A 22843-nucleotide genomic window follows, 5' to 3' on the forward strand; every position below is an offset into this window, starting at 1 on the left:
GGTTAATGCATGCTGAAGATTTTATTAAAAAGCAACAGAAATATACACGCCAAGCGTGTGACGACATGGCTAGCCGGCAATATAAAAATGATCGGTTTGGAAGCGCCGTTGCGCGATTGCTCATCCGCTGTGATGGTGGAAAAGCTCAGGCGATCCTATGATCGCGCAGCGCGTGCAGCAGCTTTTCGCGGCTGTCGTAACCGGCCTGATAAAGGTCGAGGGCTGCGGATGCCGCGAACTGTGCCTCGACGCTTTTGATGTCGATGCGCCGTTCAGAGCACCAGGCATCGAGCGCACTGCGCAGCACGTCGAGATCGTCAGGCGAGAAGGATGAATTCACCAGCAAAGACACCGCTTACCCTCCGCATTCCGGCAAGAGCGGGGAATATCTCCGATCGATCGGTGCCCGGAAACATATGATCGACATGAGCGAACATACGCGCATCTGAGCGCCTCGCAATTAAATATTTTCATGACGCATTTTTGCAACACGGTCCCTTTCCCGGCAGGGAGAACGCTGCGCCAACGCCAACTATATGAATTATTTCTAATTTTATGCGCCGATGCCAAGCCGGGCCTTTGCGCGGGCGGCGTGAAACCAAATCAACTCTTCGAGCGTTGAAGGAGAAGCGAGTTGAACTGTGTTTGGCATCCGCTGAACATTAGTAAACTGTTAACTGTCATGTGGCTCAATTCGGATAGGAACGACGCGATTTGAGTAGTTGGATCGTCGAAACTCCGCATCACGGTATTTCAATCAGGTGCCGTGGGAAAGGCGTGAATGCCCTCGGTCCGGTCATCCCGGCACTGCAGGACGCGCCGGCCCGCACATTGGCGGGCAGGGTGAAATCCATCGCAAGTTCATCCGTCTCGGGCAGTGCATGGAGACGAGAATGGCAATAGTAGTCGCATTGGCGGATCGGCGGCCGCGGGCGCCGCGTCGTCCGGACAAAGAGCCCCGCGAAGCCAAGATCCTTTGGTTCACCGGCGTCCGCTACGAGCGGTTGGCCGAGAGCCCGAAACATCGTCCGGCGCCCGCGCCGCGCGTCAACAAGAAGTAACCGCTCTTCAACCTCAGCGAGCGGCGAATTGCTCGCAGCCGGCTTCCGTCAGGAAGTTGCGCGCGGCCTCATCGAAGCTCGCCTGCGGCGCCAGCGTCCGCAGCACGGCATAACCGTCCGGCCGGGCCATTTCCACCAGGATCGCCTGCTGCAGCTCCTGCGGTAGGTTTTTGCGCAGGTCGGTCAGCTGGATCGGACTGCCGGCCAGCACGTCGAGCGCACCGCCGACCGACGTCCTGTCGTTCATGCTGAAGACCTCGTTGGAGGCGCTGTCGTAGATCGCGATCGACCAGAAGGGCACATTGCCCTTGGCGGTGAAATGCACCGGCGCATCCTCGACATCGAAGGAGCAGACCGCGGTGCGCACGAAGGGGTCGCCATTGGCAAGGCCGGCTTCGTCATACCGGTTGCCGAGCAGGTAGAAATTGTTGAGGTCGCCCTCCGCCTCCACGCGGGTTGCCGCATCCTTGCCGGTGAAATGCGGCAGCGACAGGATGATGACGAGATGCAGCAGGGCTGCGCCGAAAAGACCGGTCAGGACGGCGAAGAATATCCTAAGCATTGCCGCATCCGGTCTTGGTGAGTTTCGGCATGGCGAGGTCGATCACGCCGGAACTGCCGGCGGTCGGTGTGTCGAACAGTGTCAGCACCAGCCGGAAAGTGCCGGCCTGTGGCAGGGCGAGCCAGTTGCCCGGCTGCGCGACGGCGGATATCTCGATCGAGAAACTGCTGTCTTGCTGGCGCAGCACCGTCCAGGAATTGAGCGCTGAGGGATGCCCGGTCGTCACCGCCGCCGGATTGCCGCCATTGTCGGCGGTAAACAGGGTCCAGAGCCGGGCAGGCGGTGTCTGCCCGCTGATACGGTAGCGGCAGTTGGCATTCAGCCGCGCGCCGTCGTCGTCGACGCTCGCCGCGAAGGTCAGGCCCTCGGCGCTGCCATAGAGCAGCTTGCCGGCGCGCGCGCGGTGCGACTTGGCATAAGGATCGGCCTCGACCGTCTGCAGCGCCGGAAAGGCCTCCCAGGCGCCGAGCTTGATCGCCCCAAAACCCTGTGTCGCATCCAGCGCATAAAGCGAAATCATGATCCCGCCGCCAAAGGCGACGATCAGCGTGATCGCGATAAAGAGGGGGAATCGAAACACGTCAAGACCTTGGAAACCATATCGGATGAAAGGGTTACCACTGATTCTGGCAGGGTGGAATGCCACGCCACGACATAGAGGCCGATTGATCCACGGTCATGCCAAGTGCGGCAAAGCCGTCATGCCGCGTGCGGCAACAGCAATCCACGCCGATGTATCGATGCGGGCGGATGCTGATTGGAGATCTGAACGTCAGGCGTGGCCGGCTACTCCGCGCTCGCCACCTTCGCCGGAGCGAGCGGGGCGGCATCCTTCAGCTTTTCGCCGAGCTTCTTGAGGATGTCAGTCGATTGAACCGAGAGCATGCGCGGCCGGATAAGCTGCGGCAATCCGTCCTGCGGCTTGGCGGCGGCAGTCTTGGCGAGATCCTTTTCCGAGGGCAGGGGGTTTTCGATGCCGGGGATGGCCCGCAGCGTGACGCCCTGATGGGCGTAGTCCATGGCGCGCTTGAAGGTCATCGCCGGCAGCGAGCCGCCGGTCATCTCGTTGGTCGAGGTATAGTCGTCATTGCCGAACCAGACGGCGCAGGTGTAATTGCCGGTGAAGCCGACGAACCAGGCGTCGCGATAGGCCTGGGTCGTACCGGTCTTGCCGGCTGTCACGATGCCGTTGTCGAGGGCTGCCTTGCGCGCCGTGCCCACATAGGGAACGCGCGACAACATCTGGTTCATATAGGCATCGGCTTTTTCGGAGAGCACGCGTTTTGGCGCCGGCTCGTCGCGGTCGAAATCGTAGAGCACGTCGCCGTCGTAATCGAGGATCTGGGTGATGCCGTGGCGGCGAGACTGGTAGCCGCCGGCCGGGAAGGTGGCGTAGGCCGTCGCCTGGTCCAGCACCGTCACCTCGGACGTGCCGATCGGGATGGTGACGTCGTCGCGGATCGGCGTTTCGACACCGAGGTTCTTCGCCATTGCCCGGATCGGCTGAATACCGAGCTTTTCCTTGGCGAGCCGCACCGGCACGGTGTTGATCGACTGGGCGATCGCGGTCTCAAGCGTGATGCGGCCGGCATAGCGATTCGCATAATTATGCGGACTCCAATTGCCCCAGGAGATCGGCGCGTCGACGATCGTCGTCTGCGGCGTCATCCCGCTCTCCATCGCCACCGAATAGGTATAGACCTTGAAGGAGGAGCCCGGTTGGCGCAGCGCCCTGGTGGCGCGGTTGAACTGGCTCTCGCCGTAATCTCGGCCGCCGACCATGGCGCGCACCGCACCACCGTTCTCGATCATCACCATCGCGCCCTGCTTGGCGTGATAGGCCTCGCCATATTCGCGCAATGACGTCTCGACCGAATCCTCGGCCGCCTGCTGGATGCCCATGTCGATCGTCGTGCGCACGATCAGCGAATGCTGGTGGAAACGCGGTGAAAGCCGCTGCACCTCGTCGAAGGCCCAATCGAGGAAGAAATCGGGCGATTCCACTTCGTTGCGGTCGACGACGGTGGCCGGATTGCGCCTGGCGGCGATGACCTGGCCCTCGGTCATCAGCCCGCTCTGCACGAGATTGGTCAGCACTTCGTTGGCGCGGGCACGCGCGGCCGGCAGGTTGACATGCGGCGCATATTTCGCCGGCGCCTTGAACAAGCCGGCAAGCATGGCGGATTCGGCAAGGTTCACATCGGTGATGTTCTTGCCGAAATAGAACTGTGCCGCCGCCGCTGCGCCGAAGGTGCCGCCGCCCATATAGGCGCGGTCGAGATAGGTGGAGAGGATTTCTTTCTTGGAAAGGTTCGCCTCGAGCCACAGTGCCAGGAACGCCTCGGTGACTTTGCGGTCGATCGAGCGTTCGTTGGACAGGAACAGGTTCTTGGCGAGTTGCTGGGTCAGCGTCGAGCCGCCCTGCACAACTTCGCCGGCGCGTGCATTCTCGCTCATGGCGCGGAAGAGGCCGATGAAATCGATGCCGAAATGGTCGAAAAAGCGCCGGTCCTCGGTGGCGATCACCGATTTGATCAGCGAATCCGGCAGCTCGTCGATCGGTACCGAATTCTGGTGGATGACGCCGCGATGGCCGATGACGTTGCCGTAGCGGTCGGTGAAGGTGACGGCGAAATCGCCACGGTTGCGCCAGTCCTCCTTGGTCGCCTCGAAGGCGGGCTGGGCCAGCAGCAGCATCAGTACCGAGCCGGCCGCCCCGAGCGTCAGCCCTTCGCCGGCAAGTTCGAAGACCATGCGCTTCCAGCCGCGCACGCGGAAGCGGCGGAAGAAGATGGTGATGTCTTCCCAGATCTCGGCGGCGCGGAAGCCGGCGTTCCAGACGGTCGAATCGATCCAGGAATCGATGCGCAGCAGAATGTGACGGCTCTTCCTCGGCCGCTTGTCCGCCGTCTCGTTCGCCGCTTTTCCGGGCCTTTTTTCTGGCCCGTTTTCTGGCCCATTTCCTGGGTTGTCCGGATCCTGCACGTCCTGTATTCCCGCCTGATCGCGCTTCGGTCATATCCGACGAAAGCGCGAGGCCCGCATGTGGCCGCAAATCTCTCCGATACCAGGAGAGAATTCTCCGAGTACCAGGAGTATACTGAAGGATTGATTGATTTTGCGGCCGATAACAAGAGAGATGCATGAGGCTCACGCGAATTTGCGGGTCGCTGTTGCATGAAACGACGATGAACGATCTGCCCTTCTGGAAAAGCAAGACGCTGGCCGAGATGACCGCCGCCGAGTGGGAAAGCCTCTGCGACGGCTGCGGCCTCTGTTGCCTCAACAAGATCGAGGAATGGGATAGCGGCGATATCTATTTCACCTCGGTCAGCTGCAAGCTGCTCGACGGCGAAAGCTGTCGCTGCTCCAGCTATGAGAACCGCTGGGATTTCGTGCCGGACTGCGTGCAACTGACCAAGGAGAACGTGCCCGATATCGCCTGGCTGCCGCCCACCTGTGGCTACCGGCTGGTCGATGAAGGCCGCGACCTCTACTGGTGGCACCCGCTCGTCTCCGGCGACCCGGAGACCGTCCATGCCGCCGGCATTTCCGCGCGAGGCCGCACGATCAACGAAAATGAAATCGATATCGACGATCTCGAGGATTATGTCGTCGACTGGCCGCTGACCGTGGGCGAGGAAAAGGACGAAGAGGAAGCCTAGAACAGGATGATTTTAGGCCGGGTCGGCCTAAAATCTGAATCCTGTTCTAAATTATATAGTTAGAGCATGATGTCGTCCGAAAACCGCTCACACTTTTCGGCATCATGCTCTAGGCAGGCTCAGGACCTTATTGCCGCGAGGAAGCGCCGAAGCTCTATCTCTGCATAGGTATCCACCGGCCCTTCGGCGCCAAAACCCCACCAGAGCAGCGAACCCTGCCATTGCGATAGCATCAGCCGGGCGATCGTCTCCGGCGCCTTCGCCGATCCGAAGCATCGCGCGATCGTCGCCGTCAGCGCTATTCCCCAGGCAGCACCGCGGGCGCGCAATACCGGATCGCGGAAATCCTCGCGAAGCACCAGCAGTCCTTCGCCATAGGCGGCGGCATCGTCCCCGTAGTCCTGCGACAGGCCGACGAGCAGCGCGATGGCGCCCTCCGGCGTTTTCGGCACGGTCTCGGCAAGCCGTGCCGTTTCCGCATCGAGCCTGTCCCAGGCGTAAAGCAGCGCAGCGCGCAGCATCGCCGCCTTCGTCGCGAAACGCTGCACCAGCGTCGAGCCGGAAAGGCCGCTCGCTTTCGCCACCGCCGCAAAAGTCGCCGCATCCGGCCCCTCGGCGTGGATCAGCGCCAGCACCATGGCGAGAAGCTGTTCATCGGAAACTGTGCGGCGACGCGGCATGAAATTCCTCTTGCATTCACCTCGAATGTAAACGATCATTCGTTTATACACAAGGGGCGCGCCGGCTGAACCAGGCGCACTCCGTTCTAGCGTGGAGGATGGAGAAGTGACAGCGAACTTGCGGGAGAAAGTGGCACTGGTGGCAGGTGCCACGCGCGGCGCCGGCCGAGGCATCGCGGTGGAACTCGGCGCCGCCGGCGCCACCGTTTACGTGACGGGGCGCACGACGCGCGCTCAGCAATCCGAATATATGCGACCGGAGACGATCGAGGAGACGGCCGAGCTGGTAACATCAGCAGGCGGCAGGGGCATTGCCGTGCAAGTGGACCATCTCGTCGAGGAACAGGTCAAGGCGCTGGTCGCCCGCATCCGCGGCGAAGCCGGCCGGCTCGATATTCTCGTCAACGACATCTGGGGTTGCGAGAAACTGTTCGAATGGGACAAGGCCGTCTGGGAGCATTCGCTGGACAAGGGCCTGCGCATGCTGCGGCTCGGCATCGAGACGCATCTGATTACCGCCCATTACGCCCTACCGCTGATGATCGAGCGGCCCGGCGGGCTGCTGGTGGAGATGACCGACGGCACGGCCGAATACAATGCCACCCATTACCGGCTGTCGCCCTTTTACGACCTCGTCAAAACGGGTGTCACCCGCATGGCCTGGGCGCATGCGCAAGATTTGGCGAAACATGGCGCCACCGCCGTTTCGATTACGCCCGGTTGGCTGCGCTCCGAAATGATGCTGGATGCTTACGGCGTCAGCGAGGAGAACTGGCGCGAGGCGACGGAGATACAGCCGCATTTCGCCATTTCCGAAACCCCGCATTTCGTCGGCCGCGCCGTTGCCGCTATCGCTGCCGATCCCGACCGCGCCCGCTGGAACGGACAATCGCTATCGAGCGGCGCGATCGCCAAGACCTATGGTTTCGATGATATTGACGGTTCGCGGCCGGATTGCTGGCGCTACATGGTGGAAGTGCAGGAGCCTGGCAAACCGGCTGACGTAACGGGTTATCGCTAGAGCAGCATGACTTTAGGCCGGATCGGCCTAAAATCTGAATTGCAGCATGATGTCGTCTAAACCGCTCTCGAGCCCGTTACCGGGCGGCGGCGAGACGCGCTGCGTCGCGAAACGAGACCAGTCGCTTCGTCTGCTCGTCCCACAGCACCAGCTTGACGCAACGAAGGCTTTCCATGAGCGTGATGCGGCCCATATCGGCAAGCTCAGGATGGTCTCGCAGCACCTCCGGCAGCCGGTAGTAGGGCACCCGGCTCGACAGATGATGCACGTGGTGGATGCCGATATTGCCGGTGATCCAGCGCAGCACCGGCGGCAGGTCGTAATGCGAGGCACCATGGAGGGCCGCATGCTGGAACTGCCAGTCCGGCTTCTTCGACCAATGTGTTTCCTCGAATTGGTGCTGCACGTAGAACAACCAGACGCCGGCAGCACCTGCCAGAAGCACGGTCGGCAGATGCACCAGCAAAAAGGGGACGATCCCGACCGCCCAGATCAGCAGGGCGGCGACCAGTGCGATGGCAAGATTGGTCGCCATGGTCGAGACCCAGGGCAGGGCGCCGGAGCGCATCATGCCGAAAGGCAGGCGCTGCTTGAAGAGGAACAGCCAGGCCGGTCCGATCCCGAACATCACGATCGGGTGCCGGTAGAGCCGGTAGCCAAGCCGGCCCCAGCGCGACAGCGCGTTGTATTCGGCGATTGTCAGCGTTTCGATGTCGCCAACGCCGCGTTCGTCCAGGTTTCCAGCCGAGGCGTGGTGTTCCGCATGCGCCCGGCGCCAATAGTCGTAGGGCGTCAGCGTCAGGATGCCGATCGTGCGTCCAACCCAGTCGTCGACGCGGCGGCGGGCGAAAAACGAGCCGTGGCCGCAATCATGCTGGATCATGAACAGTCGGAGCAGGAAGGCGGCGGCGGGAAGGACGAGGATCAAGCCGGGCCAGAAGCTGTAATGAACTGCCGCCCAGGCGGCGGCCCAGAACAGCGCGAAAGGGATGACGGTGACGACAAGCTCGAAAGCGCTGCGTCCGGCTCGTGGCTGGCGATATCCCGCAAGGATCTTCAACCAGCGTTTTTCAGCGAAAAGCTCGGCATTCGCCCGGGATCGCTCTGGGGTTTCGTTCTCCGGGTTTTCGTCAGACTCGCCCAAAGGGGCCACTTGGGTTTCCTCGCACTCGCTGCGGCGCGCAGATTCGATCACAGAGTGACGCCGTGAAAGGCCGCGATGGCCGAAAGGCCGAGTGCAATCACCACGGCCGAGCGAATGAGGAAGAGCGGATAGTCGAAGTGGTACATTGTATGAAGAGTGGTCATGGTTGCAGCAATTCCTTTTTCGAGAACATGTCAATAGGCGCTGATGTCACGCCGGCGTGTCCGACAGGACGCGCTATCACTTGCGCCGTTGCGCGCAGCGAGGGCGAGAGAGGCGGCTCGATAAGAGGTTCTATTTCTTTGGAGCACTGCCCTGCGGGGCGGTTTTGGTCGCCGTCTTCATCTGGTTGGCGAATGTGCTTTCCACCTTCGCTTCCTGCTTGTCCTTCTTCGGCTTCCGGACCTCGCGATTGCTTCTTACCTGTCCTTTTGCCATGGATAAAATCTCCCTTTAGATCGAAATTGAAAGCCGCAGCCTGCGTGGTATTCGCCCCGTTTGTCGGTCGCGATCGAGATCGCGGGATCGTCATGAAGGGCAACCCGACAACACCGGGCCGCAGGGATGGAATGAAAATGATGCCTGCTGAAACCGCATCGCAGTCTGGAGGCGGATGACCGGAGAGGTCACCGAAAGCCAAACCCGACGTTGAGACGGGACGTCACCATGCTTTCGCGATCGGGAAAATGGCGGGGCCGGAAATCCGGTCACCGCAAATGCCGCATCGGCCAAATCAGCGAGCCCTCCTTATAGAGCAAAATTGAGGTGCCATTAAGGCCGTCGCCGCAGGAAAGCCATATTTCCACAGGGCATAACGCCCGTCGCGCAAAACTATGCAGCGGTTTTGCGATGACGACATGCGTGAAAACAAAGACCTGAAGCGCGAGGAGCGAATCTGAAAGATTGCGACCGCCTTAGTCATTCACCGGAAACAGGCGGATCAGCTTCGTTCTTTCCATCTCCGCCAGGCCTGATGTCGACATGATGCCGCGGGCCAAACAGAGTTCTATGTCCCGTCCGATATCGAGCGGTACCAGCATACCGCCGGCCTTGAGCAGGCGGTCTGTCATCGACAGAAGCAGATCCACTTTCGCCTGGCAGCCATCGATTTCCAGGAGCGCCACCCGGCGCTCCCTGTCGATGTTTGCGAGATCCCTAGCCTGTTGCCGTTGTTGGTAAGCCCCGAATTGCATCCATCCGAAATAACCGGCCGCTGCGACGCAGATACAGAGCAAGAGGGTTTTCCGCACAATAATCCTTCGGAGCCGGGCGGCTCGCTTGCCTCTACAGCGCCGTGCGTCTTTTTAGACGCGCAAAGGACACTGTAGCACTTTGAATTGCTGCATAATTTTGCCCTTAAATCGATTCCGATTTAAGGAATTATGTAGCGGAGGATTTCCTGGTTTCTCCGAGTGACGGAAATGCTCTATCTTTTTGTTTTTGCGCAATCCGGAGGCAAAACCGCTGCGCACTTTTGCTGGAACTGCTCTAGCCGACAGCGCGTCTTTCGCGTGGCAATCCCTGTATCGCATATCGGTTAAAGACGGGGGTTACCGGTTTCGGCGGCGTCTTCAGCTTGCCGAAATGGTGTTCGAGCGCTTGTGAGAGCAAGGCCGGCGAGGTGACGCCCTCTTCGAACAGCCTGATCAACAGTATGGCCGCGACGTTGAAGACACGTTCGTTGCCGATCAGGATTTTGGCGTCGTAGCCGGCGTCGTCGAGCACGCCCTGCAGCATGTCGAGATCGGACGAGGTCAGATGCGGCTTTTCGAAAGTGGAAGACATCGGTCCTCCTTTCATCGGGGCAAGGGTATAAAAACCCTCAGTCGGCAGCGCCCGTACACTGGCTGCCGAAGTTGCGACCATGCGCCTTTCACCCAGGCAACGCAACGGGATTCTTGCAGCAGATATCGCTCCGGTTCATGAGCAGCCCGCACCGGTCAGGGTGCGGGCCGAAGACGGTCATTCCGCCGCCTGATAGATGGGCCTGCGGGCGGCCGATGTCCGCGGACCGGCGGCTGCAAGCAGAGTGATCGCCACCGCAAGCAGCGCCACGAAAGCGATGCCGGCGACATAGGGGTCCCAGCCGAAATGCGGTGCGGCGCCGAAGACTGCCGAGGCGGCCGCGAGCACGATGCCGCCACCGATCTGGAAGGAGGCGAAAAGCAGTCCGGAGGCGAGCCCTGACTTGTCGTCTTCCACGTCGGAAAGAGCCGCGACCTGCACCGAGGGGTAGGTCATGGCGTAGCCGAGGCCGAGCGGGATCTGCGAAAACAGCACCAGCAGGATCGGGTCGACATGTCCGAGTGCTGTCACCCAGAAGATATAGCTGAACGCCTGCAGGCCGACACCCGCCGCCATCAGCCCGGTGGCGCCGCGATTTTGCGCGAGCGTCGCAAAACGTGGCGCCAGGAACATCACGAAGACGCCGCCAAGCGCAAAGCAGAAGCCGGTTGTGAAGGCCGACCAGCCGATGACGTTCTGATAATAGAGCGTCGCCAGGAACTGGAAGCCGACATAGGCGCCCTGGAAGAGAGCGGCGATCGCATTGGCATGCCGCAGCTTGGCCCGGCGGAACATGCCGAGCGGTACCATCGGATCGGCATGCCGCGCTTCGACCACGAGGAAGAGCAGAATCAGCACCAGCGACGCGACGAGCGAACCCCAGGTCGGGAAGGCCTGCCAGCCGGCAGCCGCGGCATTGGTGATGCCGAAGACGAAGAGCAGCAGGCCTGGCGTGATCGTCAGCGCGCCGGCCCAGTCGAAGCTGGGCCGCGGTCCCGTCCTTTGGGGGTCGGCTGGCAGTGCCAGCGGCGCCAGAAAGAGTGTCAGGATGGCAACGGGCGCGCCCATGACAAGCGTCGCCCGCCAGCTCAAGATCGTCGCGGCACCGCCGAGCACCATGCCGAGCACGAAGCCGGTGGCGCCGGTCGAGGCGAAGACGCCGAGCGCCTTTGCCCGTGCTGTTCCTTCGCCAAAGACGGAGAGCAGCAGTGCAAGGGCTGCCGGCGCGGTGAAGGCGGCCGCAATGCCCTTGATCAATCGGGCGGCGATCAGCGTCGGCCCGCTATCGACGAAGCCGCCGGCGATGCTGGCGCCGGCAAAGATCGCCAGCGACCAGAGGAAGACGCGGCGATGGCCGAAGACGTCGGCGACGCGGCCGCCGAGCAGCAGGAAGCCGCCATAGCCGAGCACATAGGCGCTGACGGCCCATTGCAGCGATGTCGCCTCCATGCCGAGTTCGGCCTGGATGGCAGGCAAGGCAACGCCGATGGTGGAAACGTCCATGGCGTCGAGGAAATTGGCGGTGCAGAGCAGCAGCAATGCCAGCCCCGCCCCGCTTCGCGATTTGGAAAGAGTCATCGAAATCGTTCCTTCTTTGCTGCCGCCTCATCGGGGGAGGTTGCCGGGCGGCAGGGAACGAGAAAATGTACAGCTTCCTTTCCTATTGCAAATTGATAGTAGCCATGCCAGGTATTACTGACGATGATGAATGATGCCACGCTTCGCAAGATAGACCTCAATCTCCTGCTGGCCTTTTCGGTGCTGATGCAGGAGCGCAATGTCAGTCGCGCCGCCGAGCGCCTGCTACTCGGCCAGCCGGGCCTGTCGGCCGCTTTGCGGCGCCTGCGCGAAGCGCTGGACGACGAATTGTTCGTGCGTGTCGGCCGCGGCCTGCAGCCGACGCCGCGCGCCCTTTCCATCGCCCCGGCAATCGAGGATGCGCTGTCGGGCATCGAGCGTGCCATCCGCCCGCAGGCCGAATTCGATCCGGCAAGCTGGCAGGGCGAGTTCCGCATCGGCATGTGCGACAATCTTGAATCGGCCTTCTTCGGACCGCTCGCCGCCCGTCTTCTCCAGCTTTCACCCGGCGCCCGGCTGATCGGTATCGCTTCCGAAAAGCGCGATGCCGCACGCCGGCTGGATGAAGGCGTCTTCGATTTCAGCGTCGCGGTGCATGACGAACCGGCCTCCTGGCACATTCGCGCGCCGCTGTTCGACCAAGTCTCGATCTGCATCTACGATGAAGCTCAGCTCGGGCTGAAGGCGCCGTTGAGCCTCAAGGATTTCGCCAATGTCGCGCATGTCACCGTCTCGTTCGAAGGCAACACCTCGACCGGTATCGACATGGCGCTGAACCGCACCGGCGATGTGAGACAGGTGGTGGCGACCGTCCCGCGCTTTTCCGCTCTGCCGATGGTGCTGAAGGCGATGCCCGCCATTGCCACCGTGCCGGAATCGATCGGACGCTGCATGGCGCAGTTACATGGGCTGAGGCTTTGCGAGCCGCCGCTTTCGCTGCCGACCGATCCCGTGACGATGCTTTATCGCCGAGTCGACCAGACGGACGGCCGGGCGCGCTGGTTCCGTCGCCTGTTCATCGATGTAGCCAATAAGGCGCTCGAAGCTTCCGGCTGCTGCGTATCCATTCCGAGAGCCGCTGCCTGACGGTCCGTTATAGCTCGCCTTTGTGGAAATAAGCTTCGAGACGATAGCCGTCGGGGTCGATGATGAAGGCAGCATAATAGAAGCGCCCGTAATCCGGCCGGATACCCGGTTCACCATTATCCGTGCCGCCGGATGCGACGGCCGCCGCGTGAAAGGCATCGACTGCGGCCTCGTCAGGCGCGACGAAGCAGAAATGCAGTCCGGATCGCATGTCGGCAACAACAGGCTGTTCAACCTGCATCACCCAGAGCCCGACCGTTTCCGGGCCGTAGCCGATCGTGGTGTCGGAATTGGACAGGCGCTCATATCCGAGCGGCGCCAGCGCCGCATCGTAGAAACGGCGGGCTCTTTCCAGGTCTTTTACGCCGATGGAGATATGATCAAACATGGACTGCGAACTCCCTATCTTCCGCTAATGACTGCCCACACCCAAGATGGCTCGACGCCAACATCTTTCAACCGCTGTTCTAAAGCATGTTGTGCAAAAGTGTGCGGGACAGGCAGTCCTGCGACAGATGCCGCCTGCGGCAAAGCCTGAGGCCGGACATTGCCGCATCCGCCCAGGTCTCGTTCTAAACAGCGCCCTCGGCGACGTTTTGCATCTGCTGCAGCTCCGTCACCTCATAGGTCCAGACTCGAAATGCTTTCAGCACATGCGGTCCGAAGGAATTGATGAGTGGTATGTCGGCGGCGTCGCGCCCGCGTGCGACGATGATGCGACCGATCCGCGGCGTGTTGTTGCGCGGATCGAATGCATGCCATGCACCGTCAAGGAAGACCTCGATCCAGGCGCTGAAGTCCATCGGATCGACGACGGGAATACCGATGTCGCCGAGATGGCCGTTGATATATCGGGCAGGAATGTTGAGACAACGGCACAACGCCACCGCGAGATGCGCAAAGTCGCGACAGACGCCGACGCGTTCGTGGAACGCCTCGAAGGCTGTCCGCGTCGATCGCGCCTGCATGTAGTCGAACTGGATATGGCCGTGAACGAAGTCGCAGATCGCCTGAACGCGGCCCCAGCCGGGTGAGACGGTGCCGAACATGTCCCATGCAATTTGACTGAGACGATCCGTCTCGCAATAGCGGCTGCCCATCAGGTAGACGAGGCAATCATCCGGCAACTCCGAAACCGGGAGTTCCCTGGCGCCTGGCAGCGACCTGTCCGGTTTGCCGTCGTCTTCGATCGTCGCATCGCCCCATATGGTCAGGTCGCCCGTTGGGGCAACCAGCCGAAGACAGCGGTTGCCGAAGAGGTCGCGATAAGTGGAAGTGGGAACATTGGGCGTGGTGAATACCGTTTCCGGAATTCTGATATCGGCCGCACGATCCTCATGAACCGACAACAGACATACCAATGCGGTCGGCTGTGGGCAGGTCAGCGTGATTTCATAGCCGTAACGGATCAACATGGAGCGTTCTCGCGCGTCCGGATCCGTCTAGCGGAAGTCCGCCGCAGTTAGAGTATAGAAGGCGCGGCGGCGGTAGGAATAGGCTTTGTGCGCCACGTCCTGAATGGAGTTGCGCAGGGCGTCGAAAGACAAAAGCCACCTTGTTTCCGAAGGCTCGGTTCGTTGCAATGCGGCGTCGGATTTCGCCAGCGCGCCAACCTCGATGAAGAACAATACCTGGAACATGCCGTCATGGCCGACGAAGCGCACAGCATTTCTCGCCGCATCGAAGCTACGGCTTTTGTTCAGAAAAGCTAGCGCCATGGTTGGACCGGCGGGACCTTGCGAGCACTCCGAGTTGCGCCCGACAGCCTCAGCCATTCCTTCCGGTATCCTAAGTTCAGGAGATTGAAGGACATCATGTCTTTCCCGGCCTCCGAACGGCTCTTGCCGATCATGGCATGGTCGGCGTGTACGGGAACGCTTGCAGATGCACGATAGACGGTCCACGAACGGGCGGATTCGATCCGGCGGTCGTGTTCGATCTCCATCGAGTAGCGGCCCGGCGCTTCCCATGTGTGGACGGCAAAGGCATTCCGTCTTCGTTCGGCTTCGTCTCCATGGCTGTTCACGATGTCAACCTTTCGTCATTCGGGCCGCGGCCTTGGCCAAACGTCCTCTCGATCAGTGTTGCGCCGCTGCCGGCGGGCGATAGGTTTACCAGTTCCAGGCTATCTTCCGTCGCGACCCGCTCATGGCGTTCATCGTCACTGCGGATGCGGTATTGCAGCACATTTCCTCTCAGAGGCAGGGTGGCGGTAATGCGGTATGTGTCGGGAAGCTTGAAAGGAACAACCAAGAACCCGTCCTTCACCCGGACAGTCTGCCCCACCTTGAAGATATGTGTTGCTGCCTCGCGCCGGACTGAGCGTCCATTGCGTTGCGGGATGCGCGTAGCGGTCATGACGGTTTGTGGTCCTTTTCGAGCACGGTTTCGAGATCTGACAGGTGGATAGGCATCATCTGCTGCGTCGTACTCTGCGCGGCGATCGCCGGCAGGTGGATGAAGGCGCCGACCCGTCGCCAGGCAAGCCTGGAAACGCCATCGATCAATTCCTCGTCATAATCGACGCGGTATTCTCCGGCTGGTTGCGCCCCGTCGAAACCGGGCAGGCGGAATGGGGATGAAAAGCGGACGACGGTTTGTGTGGTGCGACTTGTCACGGCTGAGGCCTCCGCAGGAAATACACCGATGCGTTTCCTGTATCGTTGAGATCCGAACCGGACGAACTCGAAGCTGCCGGTACATCCGCGGTCAGCGCCAAGCTCATTCCGGATCGGAACAGGCGAACTCAACGCCGGAACGACGTCATGGATCGCTGTCGAGAATTCAGTGGTGATGGCGGGTCGTAGGTCTCTGACACCGCGAAGCCAAGTCGGCCAAATCGACGAGACCTATCATTGCGCCTCGATTGAGTTTAAATCAAGATAAATTCTGATTTATCTATGAAAAACGCCAAATTAACTCTTCGTTCACGAAAATAAAATGGAGCGCGATGGCGTAAAAAATTCTATTTATTTCCTGCTTATTACAAAATATCCGGTCGGATTGATTTCCTGAATATCTCAAAAAACTTCCCCCGCGAATAATATTTCTTGGCACTCCTATCAATCGAGTGCCACGAGTGCTATTTATGAGTTGCAGCCGCCATACGCGCCGGCAGCAGAAAGACCTCTATGAAATTCCGTTCACTTCACGACCGCGTCGTCATTCGACGTGCGGAAGGCGATGTCAAATCCAAGGGCGGGATCATCATTCCAGACACCGCCAAGGAGAAGCCGCAGCAAGGTGAAGTGGTCGCAGTCGGCCCGGGCCTGCGCGACAAAAGCGGCAATCTGGTCCCGCTTGATGTCGAGGTCGGTGATCTCATCCTGTTTGGAAAATGGTCGGGGACAGAGGTCACGATCGATGGCGAAACCCTTCTGATCATGAAGGAGACCGACATCATGGGCATCGTCGAAAAGACCGAAGCGGCTGCCGACAAAGCCGCCTGAGCGTCGAATTTGTGACCAGCATCTCAAGACCGAACTGGGAAGAAATATCATGTCTGCCAAGGAAATCAGGTTCTCCACCGACGCGCGCGACCGCCTGCTGCGCGGCGTCGAATTGCTCAACAACGCCGTCAAGGTGACGCTTGGCCCGAAGGGGCGCAACGTTGTCATCGATAAGGCCTATGGCGCGCCGCGCATCACCAAGGACGGCGTTAGCGTCGCCAAGGAGATCGAACTCGCGGACAAGTTCGAGAACATGGGCGCGCAAATGGTGCGCGAGGTGGCTTCGAAGACCAATGATCTTGCCGGCGACGGCACGACGACGGCAACGGTGCTCGCCGCCTCCATTTTTCGCGAAGGCGCAAAGCTCGTCGCTGCCGGCATGAACCCGATGGATCTCAGGCGCGGCATCGATCTCGGCGTTATCGCCGTCGTCAAGGAAATCAAGGCGCGGGCGATGAAGGTCAAGTCATCAGGCGAGATCGCCCAGGTCGGCACCATTGCCGCCAATGGCGACGCCGCCATCGGCGAGATGATCGCCAAGGCGATGGACAAGGTCGGCAATGAGGGCGTCATAACAGTCGAAGAGGCGCGAACCGCCGAGACCGAACTCGACGTTGTCGAGGGTATGCAGTTCGACCGCGGTTATCTCTCCCCCTATTTCGTTACCAATGCCGAGAAGATGCGCGTGGAACTGGAGGATCCCTATATCCTCGTTCACGAGAAGAAACTCGGCAGCCTGCAGGCGATGCTGCCGATCCTGGAAGCCGTCGTACAGACCGGCAAGCCGCTGCTCCTCATCTCGGAGGACGTCGAAGGCGAGGCGCTGGCGACGCTTGTTGTCAACAAGCTGCGCGGCGGCCTGAAGGTCGCAGCCGTCAAGGCGCCGGGTTTCGGTGATCGCCGCAAGGCCATGCTGGAAGACATTGCCGTGCTTACATCAGGCCAGATGATTTCCGAGGATCTCGGCATCAAGCTCGACAACGTCACGCTCGATATGCTCGGCCACGCCAAGCGCGTGCTGATCGACAAGGAATCCACCACGATCATCGACGGCGCCGGCGACAAAGCGGCCATCCAGGCGCGTATCCAGCAGATCAAGGCGCAGATCGAGGAGACCACTTCCGATTACGATAAGGAAAAGCTGCAGGAACGTCTGGCGAAACTCGCCGGCGGCGTCGCAGTCATCCGCGTCGGCGGCGCCACCGAGACGGAAGTCAAGGAAAAGAAGGACCGCATCGATGACGCGCTGAACGCCACCCGTGCGGCGGTCGAAGAGGGCATCGTGCCCGGCGGCGGCGTGGCATTGTTGCGCGCCAAGTCGGCGCTTACGGGACTGACGGGGGAGAACGCCGACGTGACGGCGGGCATCTCGATCGTGCTCAGGGCGCTCGAAGCCCCGATCCGGCAGATCGCCGACAATGCCGGGTTCGAGGGCTCCATCGTCGTCGGAAAACTCGTGGGCAGCAATAATCACAATCAGGGCTTCGACGCACAGACGGAGACCTATGTCGATATGATCGAGGCCGGCATCGTCGATCCCGCCAAGGTCGTGCGCACCGCTCTGCAGGACGCCGGCTCGATTGCGGCGCTTCTGATCACCGCCGAGGTGATGATCGCCGACATTCCCGCAAGAGACTCCGCCCCTGCAGCCGGAAATGGCGGCATGGGCGATATGGGATACTGAGAACAGCCTGAACCGTTCCGGCGTGGCCGGACGGCGCAACCCGAACATAGACAGGGAGAATTCCAATGTCCGTGCAGAGCAGCAGCAAGACATCGATCACCCAGCGTTTCGACAGTTACCAGCCATCCAAGACGCTTCTCGTTTGGGCCTGCGTCGTCACGGCGATCGCCACGATGATTATCGGCTTCAGCTGGGGAGGTTGGGTAACGGGCGGCACCTCAAGCAAAGCGGCAGTCGCCGCCGGCGACGTTGCACGCGGAGAACTGGCGTCCGCCATTTGCGTCGAACGGTTCAATGCGGCGCCGGATGCGGGCGCTAAACTGATCGAGTTCAAGGCGATTACCGAAGGCTACAAGCAGCGTCAGTTCGTCGAGGCCGGCGGTTGGGCGACCATGCCTGGGCAGACCTCACCCGACAGCCGAAGTGTTCAGGCCTGCGCCACCGCGCTTGCCGTCTGACACCGTTTTCTAGAGCGCTCCGATATGTGTGCGGAGCGCTTCCACTCTCAAAGCAGGAAATGACCAATGATCCGTTTTGTGAAAAAGAGCGACCCGCAGCCACCCGCAGACGATGCCGGCGACAACCGCTTCCAGAAAATCCGCGAGGCAGCTGCCGACGAGCATAAGAAAGCCGTCAACGACAGCACGCGTCGCCGCGCGCCGCAGGCGGCGGAAGATGACGACCCGCTTAGCTGAGTGGGGACTGACGTCCTTGAACATGCCTCCAGCGCAATAAGTGCGAAGCCGGCATAGGGCGCGATTTGAGGAAAGGGCCGCACCGGGGCTCTTGAAGACCTAGCGATAATCCAGCCAGACCCCGCCGGCATCGGCGGACCGCACGCAGTTTTCCACCCAACGCACTCCTTCCAATCCCGCATCGGCATCGGGAAAGACCAGCTCTTCGATCCCCGCAGGAGCGAGGCCGCGCTCTCTGTTGATGGCAAAGCCGAAGCGGCGATAGAGGTTCGCCCAGGCTTCGAAGAGACCTTCCGGGTGACCACCGCCGATCCGGTCGTCGATCCTGGCCTCGGGATAGAGATAGTCCATGCCGCGCTCGAGAATGCGGGCCGGTTCGCCCTGGATCTCGTAAGATAGCTGGTTCGGCCGCTCGTCCCACCACTCGATGCTGGCCTTCGAGCCGACGATGCGGATCTTCTGGCCGTGCATGGAGCCGGCATTGACGGCGCTCGACCAGATGGTGGCGACCGCGCCATTATCATATTCCATCAGGGTCACCGCATTGTCTTCGAGCGGCGCGCGGCTTTTGACAAAGCTCTGGCGGGTGCAGAGCAGACGCCTGATCTTCAGGTGCGGCAGGATGACCTTGGCGATATAAAGCGGGTGGGTCCCGACATCGCCGAGCACATAGCTGGGGCCTGCGAATTTCGGATCGACGCGCCAGCGCGTCGAGGGGTTCTGCTCTTCCACCGCAGCGCTATGGAAGCCATGGGCGAATTGCAGGTTGACGATGCGGATCTCGCCGAGATCACCATTCCTGACCATGGCGCGCGCCTGCTCGATCATCTGGTGGCCGGCATAGCCATAGGTCACGCCGACGATCCGGCCGCGCGCCTGGGAAAGCGTCTTCAGTTCTTCGGCCTCGGCGATCGTGAAGCAGAGCGGCTTTTCGCAGATCACATGCAGATCATGTTCAAGTGCTGCCTTGCAGATCGCGAAATGGGTGTTGTTGGGTGTCGCGATCGACACGGCCTCGATGCCGTCGGCCCGCCGGGCCTCAGTCGCAAACATCGCCGCATAGTCCCGGTAGCTCCTGGCTTCGTCGAGCCCGAGATCAACGCCGAAGGCGCGGCCGCGTTCCGGATCGATATCGAAGGCGCCCGCCGCAAGGGCAAAAACGTCGTCGCGATGCGCCGCCGAGCGATGAATGTAGCCGATCTGGCTGCCTTTGCCGCCGCCGACCATGCCCCAACGGATCGGCTTTCGCCTGTCATTCGTCATCATCTTTTCCCTAAAAACCAACCGACCTGAGGTAATCGCGGCTTTGCTTCACATCTTCGAGGCTGCCGGCGACATTCCTCGGATCACGCTCCTGCTCGACGGTGATGAAGCCGTGATAGCCGATCTCCTCGAGCGTTCGCTTGACGGCGGGATAATCGATGACGCCGCGGCCGATCGGGCACATGACGCCCTGTCCGCAGGCATCGAAGAAGCGGATCTTCTCGCCAAGCACACGGTCGAAGACTGTCTGGTCAATGTCCTTGAAGTGGACGTAGTCGAGCCTGTCGGCATAGCGGCGAAGCATCTCCACGGGATCCATGCCGGCATAATAGCTATGGCCGGTGTCGAGGCAGAAGCCGGCGATCTCCTGCGGAATGTCACCTGCCACCCGCTCGATCTCATCAGCAAATTCGATATAGCCGCCCGCATGCGGGTGGATGACCGCGCGCACGCCATATTTGCGCTGAGCGAGTTCGGCGATCGCCGTGATATTGGCGACCATCCCGGCCCAGGCCTTGTCATCGAGACGCGGCGCACGATCCGAATGGCCGGCGGCATAGTCCCGCTCGTCGTGCCCCCAGTCCATGACCGTGAGATAGGGGGTCCTGAACCGCTGGCCTGCCACCTGTTCCGGCTGCGGCAGCCTGGTGATGACGGCGCAGATTTCGTCCGTCTGCCGCAGCAACGTCTCCCGATTTTCAGGAGAGACGAGATCGTCGAAGATCGTGCCGGCGACGATGAAGAGATTGCGCTCGGTGAGCGCCTTTGCGACGAGCGCATCATCGAGCGGCACGTAGCCGTACGGCCCGAGTTCGAGGCCGCCATAGCCGGCCGCTGCCGCCTCGTCGAAGACGCGTTCCCAGGCGGGAAGGTTTGGATTGTTGACGTCGTCCACGCCCCAGCAACAGGGGGCTGTCGTAATGGTGATGGTCACTGTTTTATTCCTGATAGTGGTGCCGGGGCGGATGTTGACGATCAGCCAAGTTTCCCGGGCCAGTATTTGTCGACATATTTCTGGATTTCAGAGCGCATGAAGCGGCCGGAATCGTCGGCGCGCTCCTCCCAGCCGAAGACGCAGGCGGTAATGATACCGTCGAACCCGACCGCGGCGAGCGAGGAGAAGAAGACATCCCAATTGATCTCGCCCTGGTACATATCCATGTGCTGATGGATGGTGACCTTCGCGCCCGGCGGATTGATGATATAGCGCAGCCCGGATGAGGCCTTGTGATTATAGGTATCGGCCACATGCACATGGGCGATCAGCGGGCCGGCATCGCGGATCATCCGCGCCATATCGTCGCCGAAATAGAAGGTATGCGGCGCGCAGTAGAGGAATTTGACGTTCTTCGAGCCGATGGTCTTCAGCATGTCGATCGCCGGATGCAGCGTTTCGCACCAGTCTTCGGGATGCGGTTCCATGTTGAGCGTGACGCCCTCGCGCTCGAACACCGGAACGAGCTCTTCTATCGAGCGCCACCAGGCAGCCTCGCTGTGTTCGTGGGTATGCATGCCGCCGCAGCAGCTGGCGCGGTGGCTGCGATCCGGCGACGGCCCGCGGCCGAATTCTGAGTTCATCGTATCGCAGCCCATTTCGGCGGCGATCGCGATCGCTTCTTTCCAGTAGCGCACCGCGGCCTGCCGCTCGTCCTCATGCGGGCTCGCCCAGCGATACATCGGCAGGATCGAGGCGAGCTGGACGCCGTGATCCTTCAGGGCCGCCTTGAATTCCGCGATGCGTTCCTTGTGTGCCCGCGGGCGCACCCACCAGGGCAGAAAATCGTCGCGCGGTGAAAGCTCGATATGCTCATAACCGAGTTCCGCTGCCTTGCGGCAGAGGTCGCGCAGGTTGAGGTGACGGTGCATATGCGGGTCGAGTGCGATCTTCATCTGGCTCCTCCGTCATCCCCGGCCGCTTCGTGCCGGCGGATGATCCTTGATCTCGGTTGTTTTGGACCGTCCGGTGCTCCTCCCGGATTGCTGGCACGATACTGCTGCGGGCTCCGCACGCTCCAATGCTTCCTTGATCAAATTTGATCATTGACCTCACAGCGTGCCGATGCTCTGCTGTCTCAGCTTTGGGAGTGAGTGAGCCCTGATGAAGGTGACTTTGAAGGATGTCGCAAGGCATGCCGGCGTTGGCACCGCGACCGTGGAGCGCGTCCTTAACGGCCGCGGCGGCGTGCGGCCGGAGACGGTGGAGAAAGTCTTCCTGGCGGCAAGGCGGCTTGAATACCGGCAAAGCCTGCCGGTCGCCCATCGCGGCCTGATCCGGATAGAGGTGATTCTCGTTAGACCGGAGACCAGCTTCTATTCGCGTCTGAACCGGGCGTTCGAGCGCATCGCCGCCTCGCTCGGCGACAGCATCACCGTTCACCGCACCTTCGTTCGCGAGAACGAGCCGGCGCAATTTGCCCGCTACATCGCCAATCCGACGGCGCGCCGATCGGCGCTGATCGTAGTGGCGCCCGACCATGCCGATGTCGTCACCAGCGTGCGGAAGGCGGCCGGTCTCGGCATTCCCGTCGTTCAGATCATGACCCGTCCGGCCCCGGAACTGCCCTATGTCGGCATCGACAACTATGCCGCCGGACGCACCGCAGCTCACTACATGTCGGGCATGCTGGCGCAGCGCACCGGTTCGTTCGTCGCTCTCTGCCACAGCGGCGCCTATGAGAACCATAAGGAGCGGATCCGCGGCTTCTCCAGCTATCTCTCGGAGAAGGGTTCAAACGACCATCGTTTCATCGAGGTCATGTTCGACCTCGATGACGAGCACAATGCCATGGAGCTGCTGCAAGCGGCACTCCGGCGCGAGCCCGGCATCATCGGGGTCTATAGTGCAGGCGGCGACAACAAGGGTGTTGCCAGGGTGCTCGAGGCAAACAAGGCTAGGCGGCCGTTCTGGGTCGGCCACGAATTGACGGAGCAGACGAAGGACTATCTCAGTCGTGGCATCATGTCGATCGTCCTCGACCAAGCGCCGGAGGTGCAGGCGAGGCGATCGATAGACCTTGCCCTGAACAGGCTCGGTCTCATTGAGGTGGAGGTCAGCGCCGAGCCGGTGCGCTTTCTGACGATCACGCCGGAAAATCTCTGAGGCGGGATAAGGATGCCCGGACAATCCGCTCGAATGAGCGCCAGCGGCTTTCACGACGTTGGGCGCAGCC

28 protein-coding genes are annotated in these 22843 nt (G+C 61.1%); 9 read left to right on the plus strand and 19 right to left on the minus strand.

Translation table 11 applies throughout. The features are described 5' to 3' along the window. Positions 1-145: 145 nt before the first annotated feature. A complete protein-coding gene (locus ELH03_RS05155) occupies positions 146-352 on the minus strand; it encodes a hypothetical protein (RefSeq protein WP_017963548.1) in 207 nt (68 codons plus the stop codon). A gap of 541 nt (positions 353-893) precedes the next feature. Between ELH03_RS05155 and ELH03_RS37255 the strand changes: the two genes are divergently transcribed. Next, positions 894-1061, plus strand: coding sequence for a hypothetical protein (locus tag ELH03_RS37255; protein WP_003546657.1), 168 nt, complete (start codon positions 894-896; stop codon positions 1059-1061). Between the two features lie 13 nt (positions 1062-1074). Here ELH03_RS37255 and ELH03_RS05160 read toward each other — a convergent pair whose 3' ends face one another. The 3 genes from ELH03_RS05160 to ELH03_RS05170 all read right to left on the minus strand — a co-directional run bounded on the left by ELH03_RS05160 (position 1075) and on the right by ELH03_RS05170 (position 4608). After that, positions 1075-1623 (minus strand): DUF1254 domain-containing protein, encoded by a 549-nt coding sequence (locus tag ELH03_RS05160; protein WP_128411230.1) that lies wholly within the window; start codon positions 1621-1623, stop codon positions 1075-1077. Continuing rightward, positions 1616-2203, minus strand: coding sequence for a DUF1214 domain-containing protein (locus ELH03_RS05165; protein WP_128411229.1), 588 nt, complete (start codon positions 2201-2203; stop codon positions 1616-1618). The genes ELH03_RS05160 and ELH03_RS05165 overlap by 8 nt, the downstream gene beginning before the upstream one ends. 206 nt (positions 2204-2409) lie before the next feature. Continuing rightward, entirely contained in the window at positions 2410-4608 is a 2199-nt protein-coding gene (locus ELH03_RS05170) for a transglycosylase domain-containing protein (protein WP_128405517.1), read from the minus strand. A gap of 203 nt (positions 4609-4811) precedes the next feature. Here ELH03_RS05170 and ELH03_RS05175 point away from each other — a divergent pair, with 203 nt between their 5' ends. Continuing rightward, complete coding sequence (locus tag ELH03_RS05175; RefSeq protein WP_128411293.1) at positions 4812-5288, plus strand: YcgN family cysteine cluster protein; 477 nt, start codon at positions 4812-4814, stop codon at positions 5286-5288. Between the two features lie 119 nt (positions 5289-5407). Here ELH03_RS05175 and ELH03_RS05180 read toward each other — a convergent pair whose 3' ends face one another. After that, positions 5408-5968 carry a TetR family transcriptional regulator gene (locus ELH03_RS05180; RefSeq protein ID WP_130766117.1) on the minus strand — a complete coding sequence of 187 codons (561 nt, stop codon included), beginning with the start codon at positions 5966-5968 and terminating at the stop codon, positions 5408-5410. A gap of 106 nt (positions 5969-6074) precedes the next feature. On the opposite strand from ELH03_RS05180, the gene ELH03_RS05185 reads away from it, so the two are divergent. Further along, positions 6075-6989, plus strand: a complete 915-nt coding sequence (locus ELH03_RS05185; RefSeq protein WP_130766118.1) for an SDR family oxidoreductase — start codon at positions 6075-6077, stop codon at positions 6987-6989. Positions 6990-7065: 76 nt separating this feature from the next. On the opposite strand, the gene ELH03_RS05190 is transcribed toward ELH03_RS05185, so the two are convergent. The 5 genes from ELH03_RS05190 to ELH03_RS05205 form a co-directional block, all read right to left on the minus strand. After that, a complete protein-coding gene (locus ELH03_RS05190; protein WP_027685400.1) occupies positions 7066-8133 on the minus strand; it encodes a fatty acid desaturase in 1068 nt (355 codons plus the stop codon). Positions 8134-8427: 294 nt separating this feature from the next. Continuing rightward, positions 8428-8571: a hypothetical protein gene (locus ELH03_RS37260; protein WP_003557866.1), complete on the minus strand. Its 144-nt coding sequence runs from the start codon at positions 8569-8571 to the stop codon at positions 8428-8430. A gap of 476 nt (positions 8572-9047) precedes the next feature. After that, positions 9048-9383, minus strand: coding sequence for a hypothetical protein (locus tag ELH03_RS05195; RefSeq protein ID WP_128411225.1), 336 nt, complete (start codon positions 9381-9383; stop codon positions 9048-9050). A 238-nt stretch (positions 9384-9621) separates the two neighbouring features. After that, positions 9622-9999 (minus strand): hypothetical protein, encoded by a 378-nt coding sequence (locus ELH03_RS05200; protein WP_026230636.1) that lies wholly within the window; start codon positions 9997-9999, stop codon positions 9622-9624. Positions 10000-10095: 96 nt separating this feature from the next. Further along, a complete protein-coding gene (locus ELH03_RS05205) occupies positions 10096-11496 on the minus strand; it encodes an MFS transporter (RefSeq protein WP_128411224.1) in 1401 nt (466 codons plus the stop codon). 123 nt (positions 11497-11619) lie between these two features. Here ELH03_RS05205 and ELH03_RS05210 point away from each other — a divergent pair, with 123 nt between their 5' ends. Continuing rightward, positions 11620-12582 carry a LysR family transcriptional regulator gene (locus ELH03_RS05210; RefSeq protein WP_128412545.1) on the plus strand — a complete coding sequence of 321 codons (963 nt, stop codon included), beginning with the start codon at positions 11620-11622 and terminating at the stop codon, positions 12580-12582. A gap of 7 nt (positions 12583-12589) precedes the next feature. Here ELH03_RS05210 and ELH03_RS05215 read toward each other — a convergent pair whose 3' ends face one another. From ELH03_RS05215 to ELH03_RS05240, 6 genes are all read right to left on the minus strand, one after another. After that, entirely contained in the window at positions 12590-12970 is a 381-nt protein-coding gene (locus tag ELH03_RS05215) for a VOC family protein (protein ID WP_128405523.1), read from the minus strand. 184 nt (positions 12971-13154) lie between these two features. Next, positions 13155-13997, minus strand: a complete 843-nt coding sequence (locus tag ELH03_RS05220) for a transglutaminase-like domain-containing protein (protein WP_128405524.1) — start codon at positions 13995-13997, stop codon at positions 13155-13157. Positions 13998-14024: 27 nt separating this feature from the next. After that, a complete protein-coding gene (locus tag ELH03_RS05225; RefSeq protein ID WP_128405525.1) occupies positions 14025-14300 on the minus strand; it encodes a DUF1488 family protein in 276 nt (91 codons plus the stop codon). Then, the gene (locus tag ELH03_RS38610) at positions 14291-14608 is read right to left on the minus strand and encodes a hypothetical protein (protein WP_128412547.1); all 318 of its coding nucleotides are present in this window, start codon (positions 14606-14608) and stop codon (positions 14291-14293) included. Before ELH03_RS38610 ends, ELH03_RS05225 begins: the two co-directional genes overlap by 10 nt. Beyond that, positions 14605-14940 (minus strand): hypothetical protein, encoded by a 336-nt coding sequence (locus ELH03_RS05235; protein WP_130766119.1) that lies wholly within the window; start codon positions 14938-14940, stop codon positions 14605-14607. The genes ELH03_RS38610 and ELH03_RS05235 overlap by 4 nt, the downstream gene beginning before the upstream one ends. Continuing rightward, the gene (locus ELH03_RS05240) at positions 14937-15200 is read right to left on the minus strand and encodes a hypothetical protein (protein ID WP_128405527.1); all 264 of its coding nucleotides are present in this window, start codon (positions 15198-15200) and stop codon (positions 14937-14939) included. The genes ELH03_RS05235 and ELH03_RS05240 overlap by 4 nt, the downstream gene beginning before the upstream one ends. A gap of 513 nt (positions 15201-15713) precedes the next feature. Here ELH03_RS05240 and ELH03_RS05245 point away from each other — a divergent pair. The 4 genes from ELH03_RS05245 (at position 15714) to ELH03_RS37265 (ending at position 18410) form a co-directional block, all read left to right on the plus strand. Beyond that, positions 15714-16031, plus strand: a complete 318-nt coding sequence (locus ELH03_RS05245; protein WP_003557889.1) for a co-chaperone GroES — start codon at positions 15714-15716, stop codon at positions 16029-16031. Between the two features lie 49 nt (positions 16032-16080). Next, positions 16081-17715, plus strand: a complete 1635-nt coding sequence (gene groL / locus ELH03_RS05250) for a chaperonin GroEL (protein ID WP_128412548.1) — start codon at positions 16081-16083, stop codon at positions 17713-17715. Positions 17716-17780: 65 nt separating this feature from the next. After that, on the plus strand, positions 17781-18173 hold the full coding sequence (locus tag ELH03_RS05255; RefSeq protein WP_128405529.1) for a hypothetical protein: 393 nt from the start codon (positions 17781-17783) through the stop codon (positions 18171-18173). A 66-nt stretch (positions 18174-18239) separates the two neighbouring features. Further along, the gene (locus ELH03_RS37265) at positions 18240-18410 is read left to right on the plus strand and encodes a hypothetical protein (protein ID WP_164902210.1); all 171 of its coding nucleotides are present in this window, start codon (positions 18240-18242) and stop codon (positions 18408-18410) included. 99 nt (positions 18411-18509) lie between these two features. On the opposite strand, the gene ELH03_RS05260 is transcribed toward ELH03_RS37265, so the two are convergent. Genes ELH03_RS05260 through ELH03_RS05270 form a run of 3 tightly spaced genes read right to left on the minus strand, consistent with a single transcriptional unit; the run spans position 18510 to position 21563 of the window. After that, entirely contained in the window at positions 18510-19676 is a 1167-nt protein-coding gene (locus ELH03_RS05260) for a Gfo/Idh/MocA family protein (RefSeq protein ID WP_164902666.1), read from the minus strand. A gap of 7 nt (positions 19677-19683) precedes the next feature. After that, positions 19684-20607 (minus strand): TIM barrel protein, encoded by a 924-nt coding sequence (locus tag ELH03_RS05265; RefSeq protein WP_128402000.1) that lies wholly within the window; start codon positions 20605-20607, stop codon positions 19684-19686. 41 nt (positions 20608-20648) lie between these two features. Beyond that, entirely contained in the window at positions 20649-21563 is a 915-nt protein-coding gene (locus ELH03_RS05270; protein WP_047619719.1) for a sugar phosphate isomerase/epimerase family protein, read from the minus strand. A gap of 208 nt (positions 21564-21771) precedes the next feature. Here ELH03_RS05270 and ELH03_RS05275 point away from each other — a divergent pair, with 208 nt between their 5' ends. Continuing rightward, complete coding sequence (locus tag ELH03_RS05275; protein WP_130766120.1) at positions 21772-22773, plus strand: LacI family DNA-binding transcriptional regulator; 1002 nt, start codon at positions 21772-21774, stop codon at positions 22771-22773. Positions 22774-22843 lie beyond the last annotated feature (70 nt).

The organism is Rhizobium beringeri (assembly GCF_004306515.1).
Taxonomy (GTDB): domain Bacteria; phylum Pseudomonadota; class Alphaproteobacteria; order Rhizobiales; family Rhizobiaceae; genus Rhizobium; species Rhizobium beringeri.

Excerpts from the sequence above, each read along its gene's own strand:
- ELH03_RS05270 (WP_047619719.1), bottom strand. The coding sequence starts at position 21,563 with ATGAAGATCGCACTCGACCCGCATATGCACCGTCACCTCAACCTGCGC.
- ELH03_RS05180 (WP_130766117.1), bottom strand. The coding sequence starts at position 5,968 with ATGCCGCGTCGCCGCACAGTTTCCGATGAACAGCTTCTCGCCATGGTG.
- ELH03_RS05260 (WP_164902666.1), bottom strand. The coding sequence starts at position 19,676 with ATGATGACGAATGACAGGCGAAAGCCGATCCGTTGGGGCATGGTCGGC.
- ELH03_RS37255 (WP_003546657.1), top strand. The coding sequence starts at position 894 with ATGGCAATAGTAGTCGCATTGGCGGATCGGCGGCCGCGGGCGCCGCGT.
- ELH03_RS05220 (WP_128405524.1), bottom strand. The coding sequence starts at position 13,997 with ATGTTGATCCGTTACGGCTATGAAATCACGCTGACCTGCCCACAGCCG.
- groL (WP_128412548.1), top strand. The coding sequence starts at position 16,081 with ATGTCTGCCAAGGAAATCAGGTTCTCCACCGACGCGCGCGACCGCCTG.
- ELH03_RS05210 (WP_128412545.1), top strand. The coding sequence starts at position 11,620 with ATGATGAATGATGCCACGCTTCGCAAGATAGACCTCAATCTCCTGCTG.
- ELH03_RS05215 (WP_128405523.1), bottom strand. The coding sequence starts at position 12,970 with ATGTTTGATCATATCTCCATCGGCGTAAAAGACCTGGAAAGAGCCCGC.
- ELH03_RS05175 (WP_128411293.1), top strand. The coding sequence starts at position 4,812 with ATGAACGATCTGCCCTTCTGGAAAAGCAAGACGCTGGCCGAGATGACC.
- ELH03_RS05200 (WP_026230636.1), bottom strand. The coding sequence starts at position 9,999 with ATGGTCGCAACTTCGGCAGCCAGTGTACGGGCGCTGCCGACTGAGGGT.
- ELH03_RS05225 (WP_128405525.1), bottom strand. The coding sequence starts at position 14,300 with ATGGCGCTAGCTTTTCTGAACAAAAGCCGTAGCTTCGATGCGGCGAGA.
- ELH03_RS37260 (WP_003557866.1), bottom strand. The coding sequence starts at position 8,571 with ATGGCAAAAGGACAGGTAAGAAGCAATCGCGAGGTCCGGAAGCCGAAG.
- ELH03_RS05275 (WP_130766120.1), top strand. The coding sequence starts at position 21,772 with ATGAAGGTGACTTTGAAGGATGTCGCAAGGCATGCCGGCGTTGGCACC.
- ELH03_RS05205 (WP_128411224.1), bottom strand. The coding sequence starts at position 11,496 with ATGACTCTTTCCAAATCGCGAAGCGGGGCGGGGCTGGCATTGCTGCTG.
- ELH03_RS05160 (WP_128411230.1), bottom strand. The coding sequence starts at position 1,623 with ATGCTTAGGATATTCTTCGCCGTCCTGACCGGTCTTTTCGGCGCAGCC.
- ELH03_RS05235 (WP_130766119.1), bottom strand. The coding sequence starts at position 14,940 with ATGACCGCTACGCGCATCCCGCAACGCAATGGACGCTCAGTCCGGCGC.
- ELH03_RS05255 (WP_128405529.1), top strand. The coding sequence starts at position 17,781 with ATGTCCGTGCAGAGCAGCAGCAAGACATCGATCACCCAGCGTTTCGAC.
- ELH03_RS05245 (WP_003557889.1), top strand. The coding sequence starts at position 15,714 with ATGAAATTCCGTTCACTTCACGACCGCGTCGTCATTCGACGTGCGGAA.
- ELH03_RS37265 (WP_164902210.1), top strand. The coding sequence starts at position 18,240 with ATGATCCGTTTTGTGAAAAAGAGCGACCCGCAGCCACCCGCAGACGAT.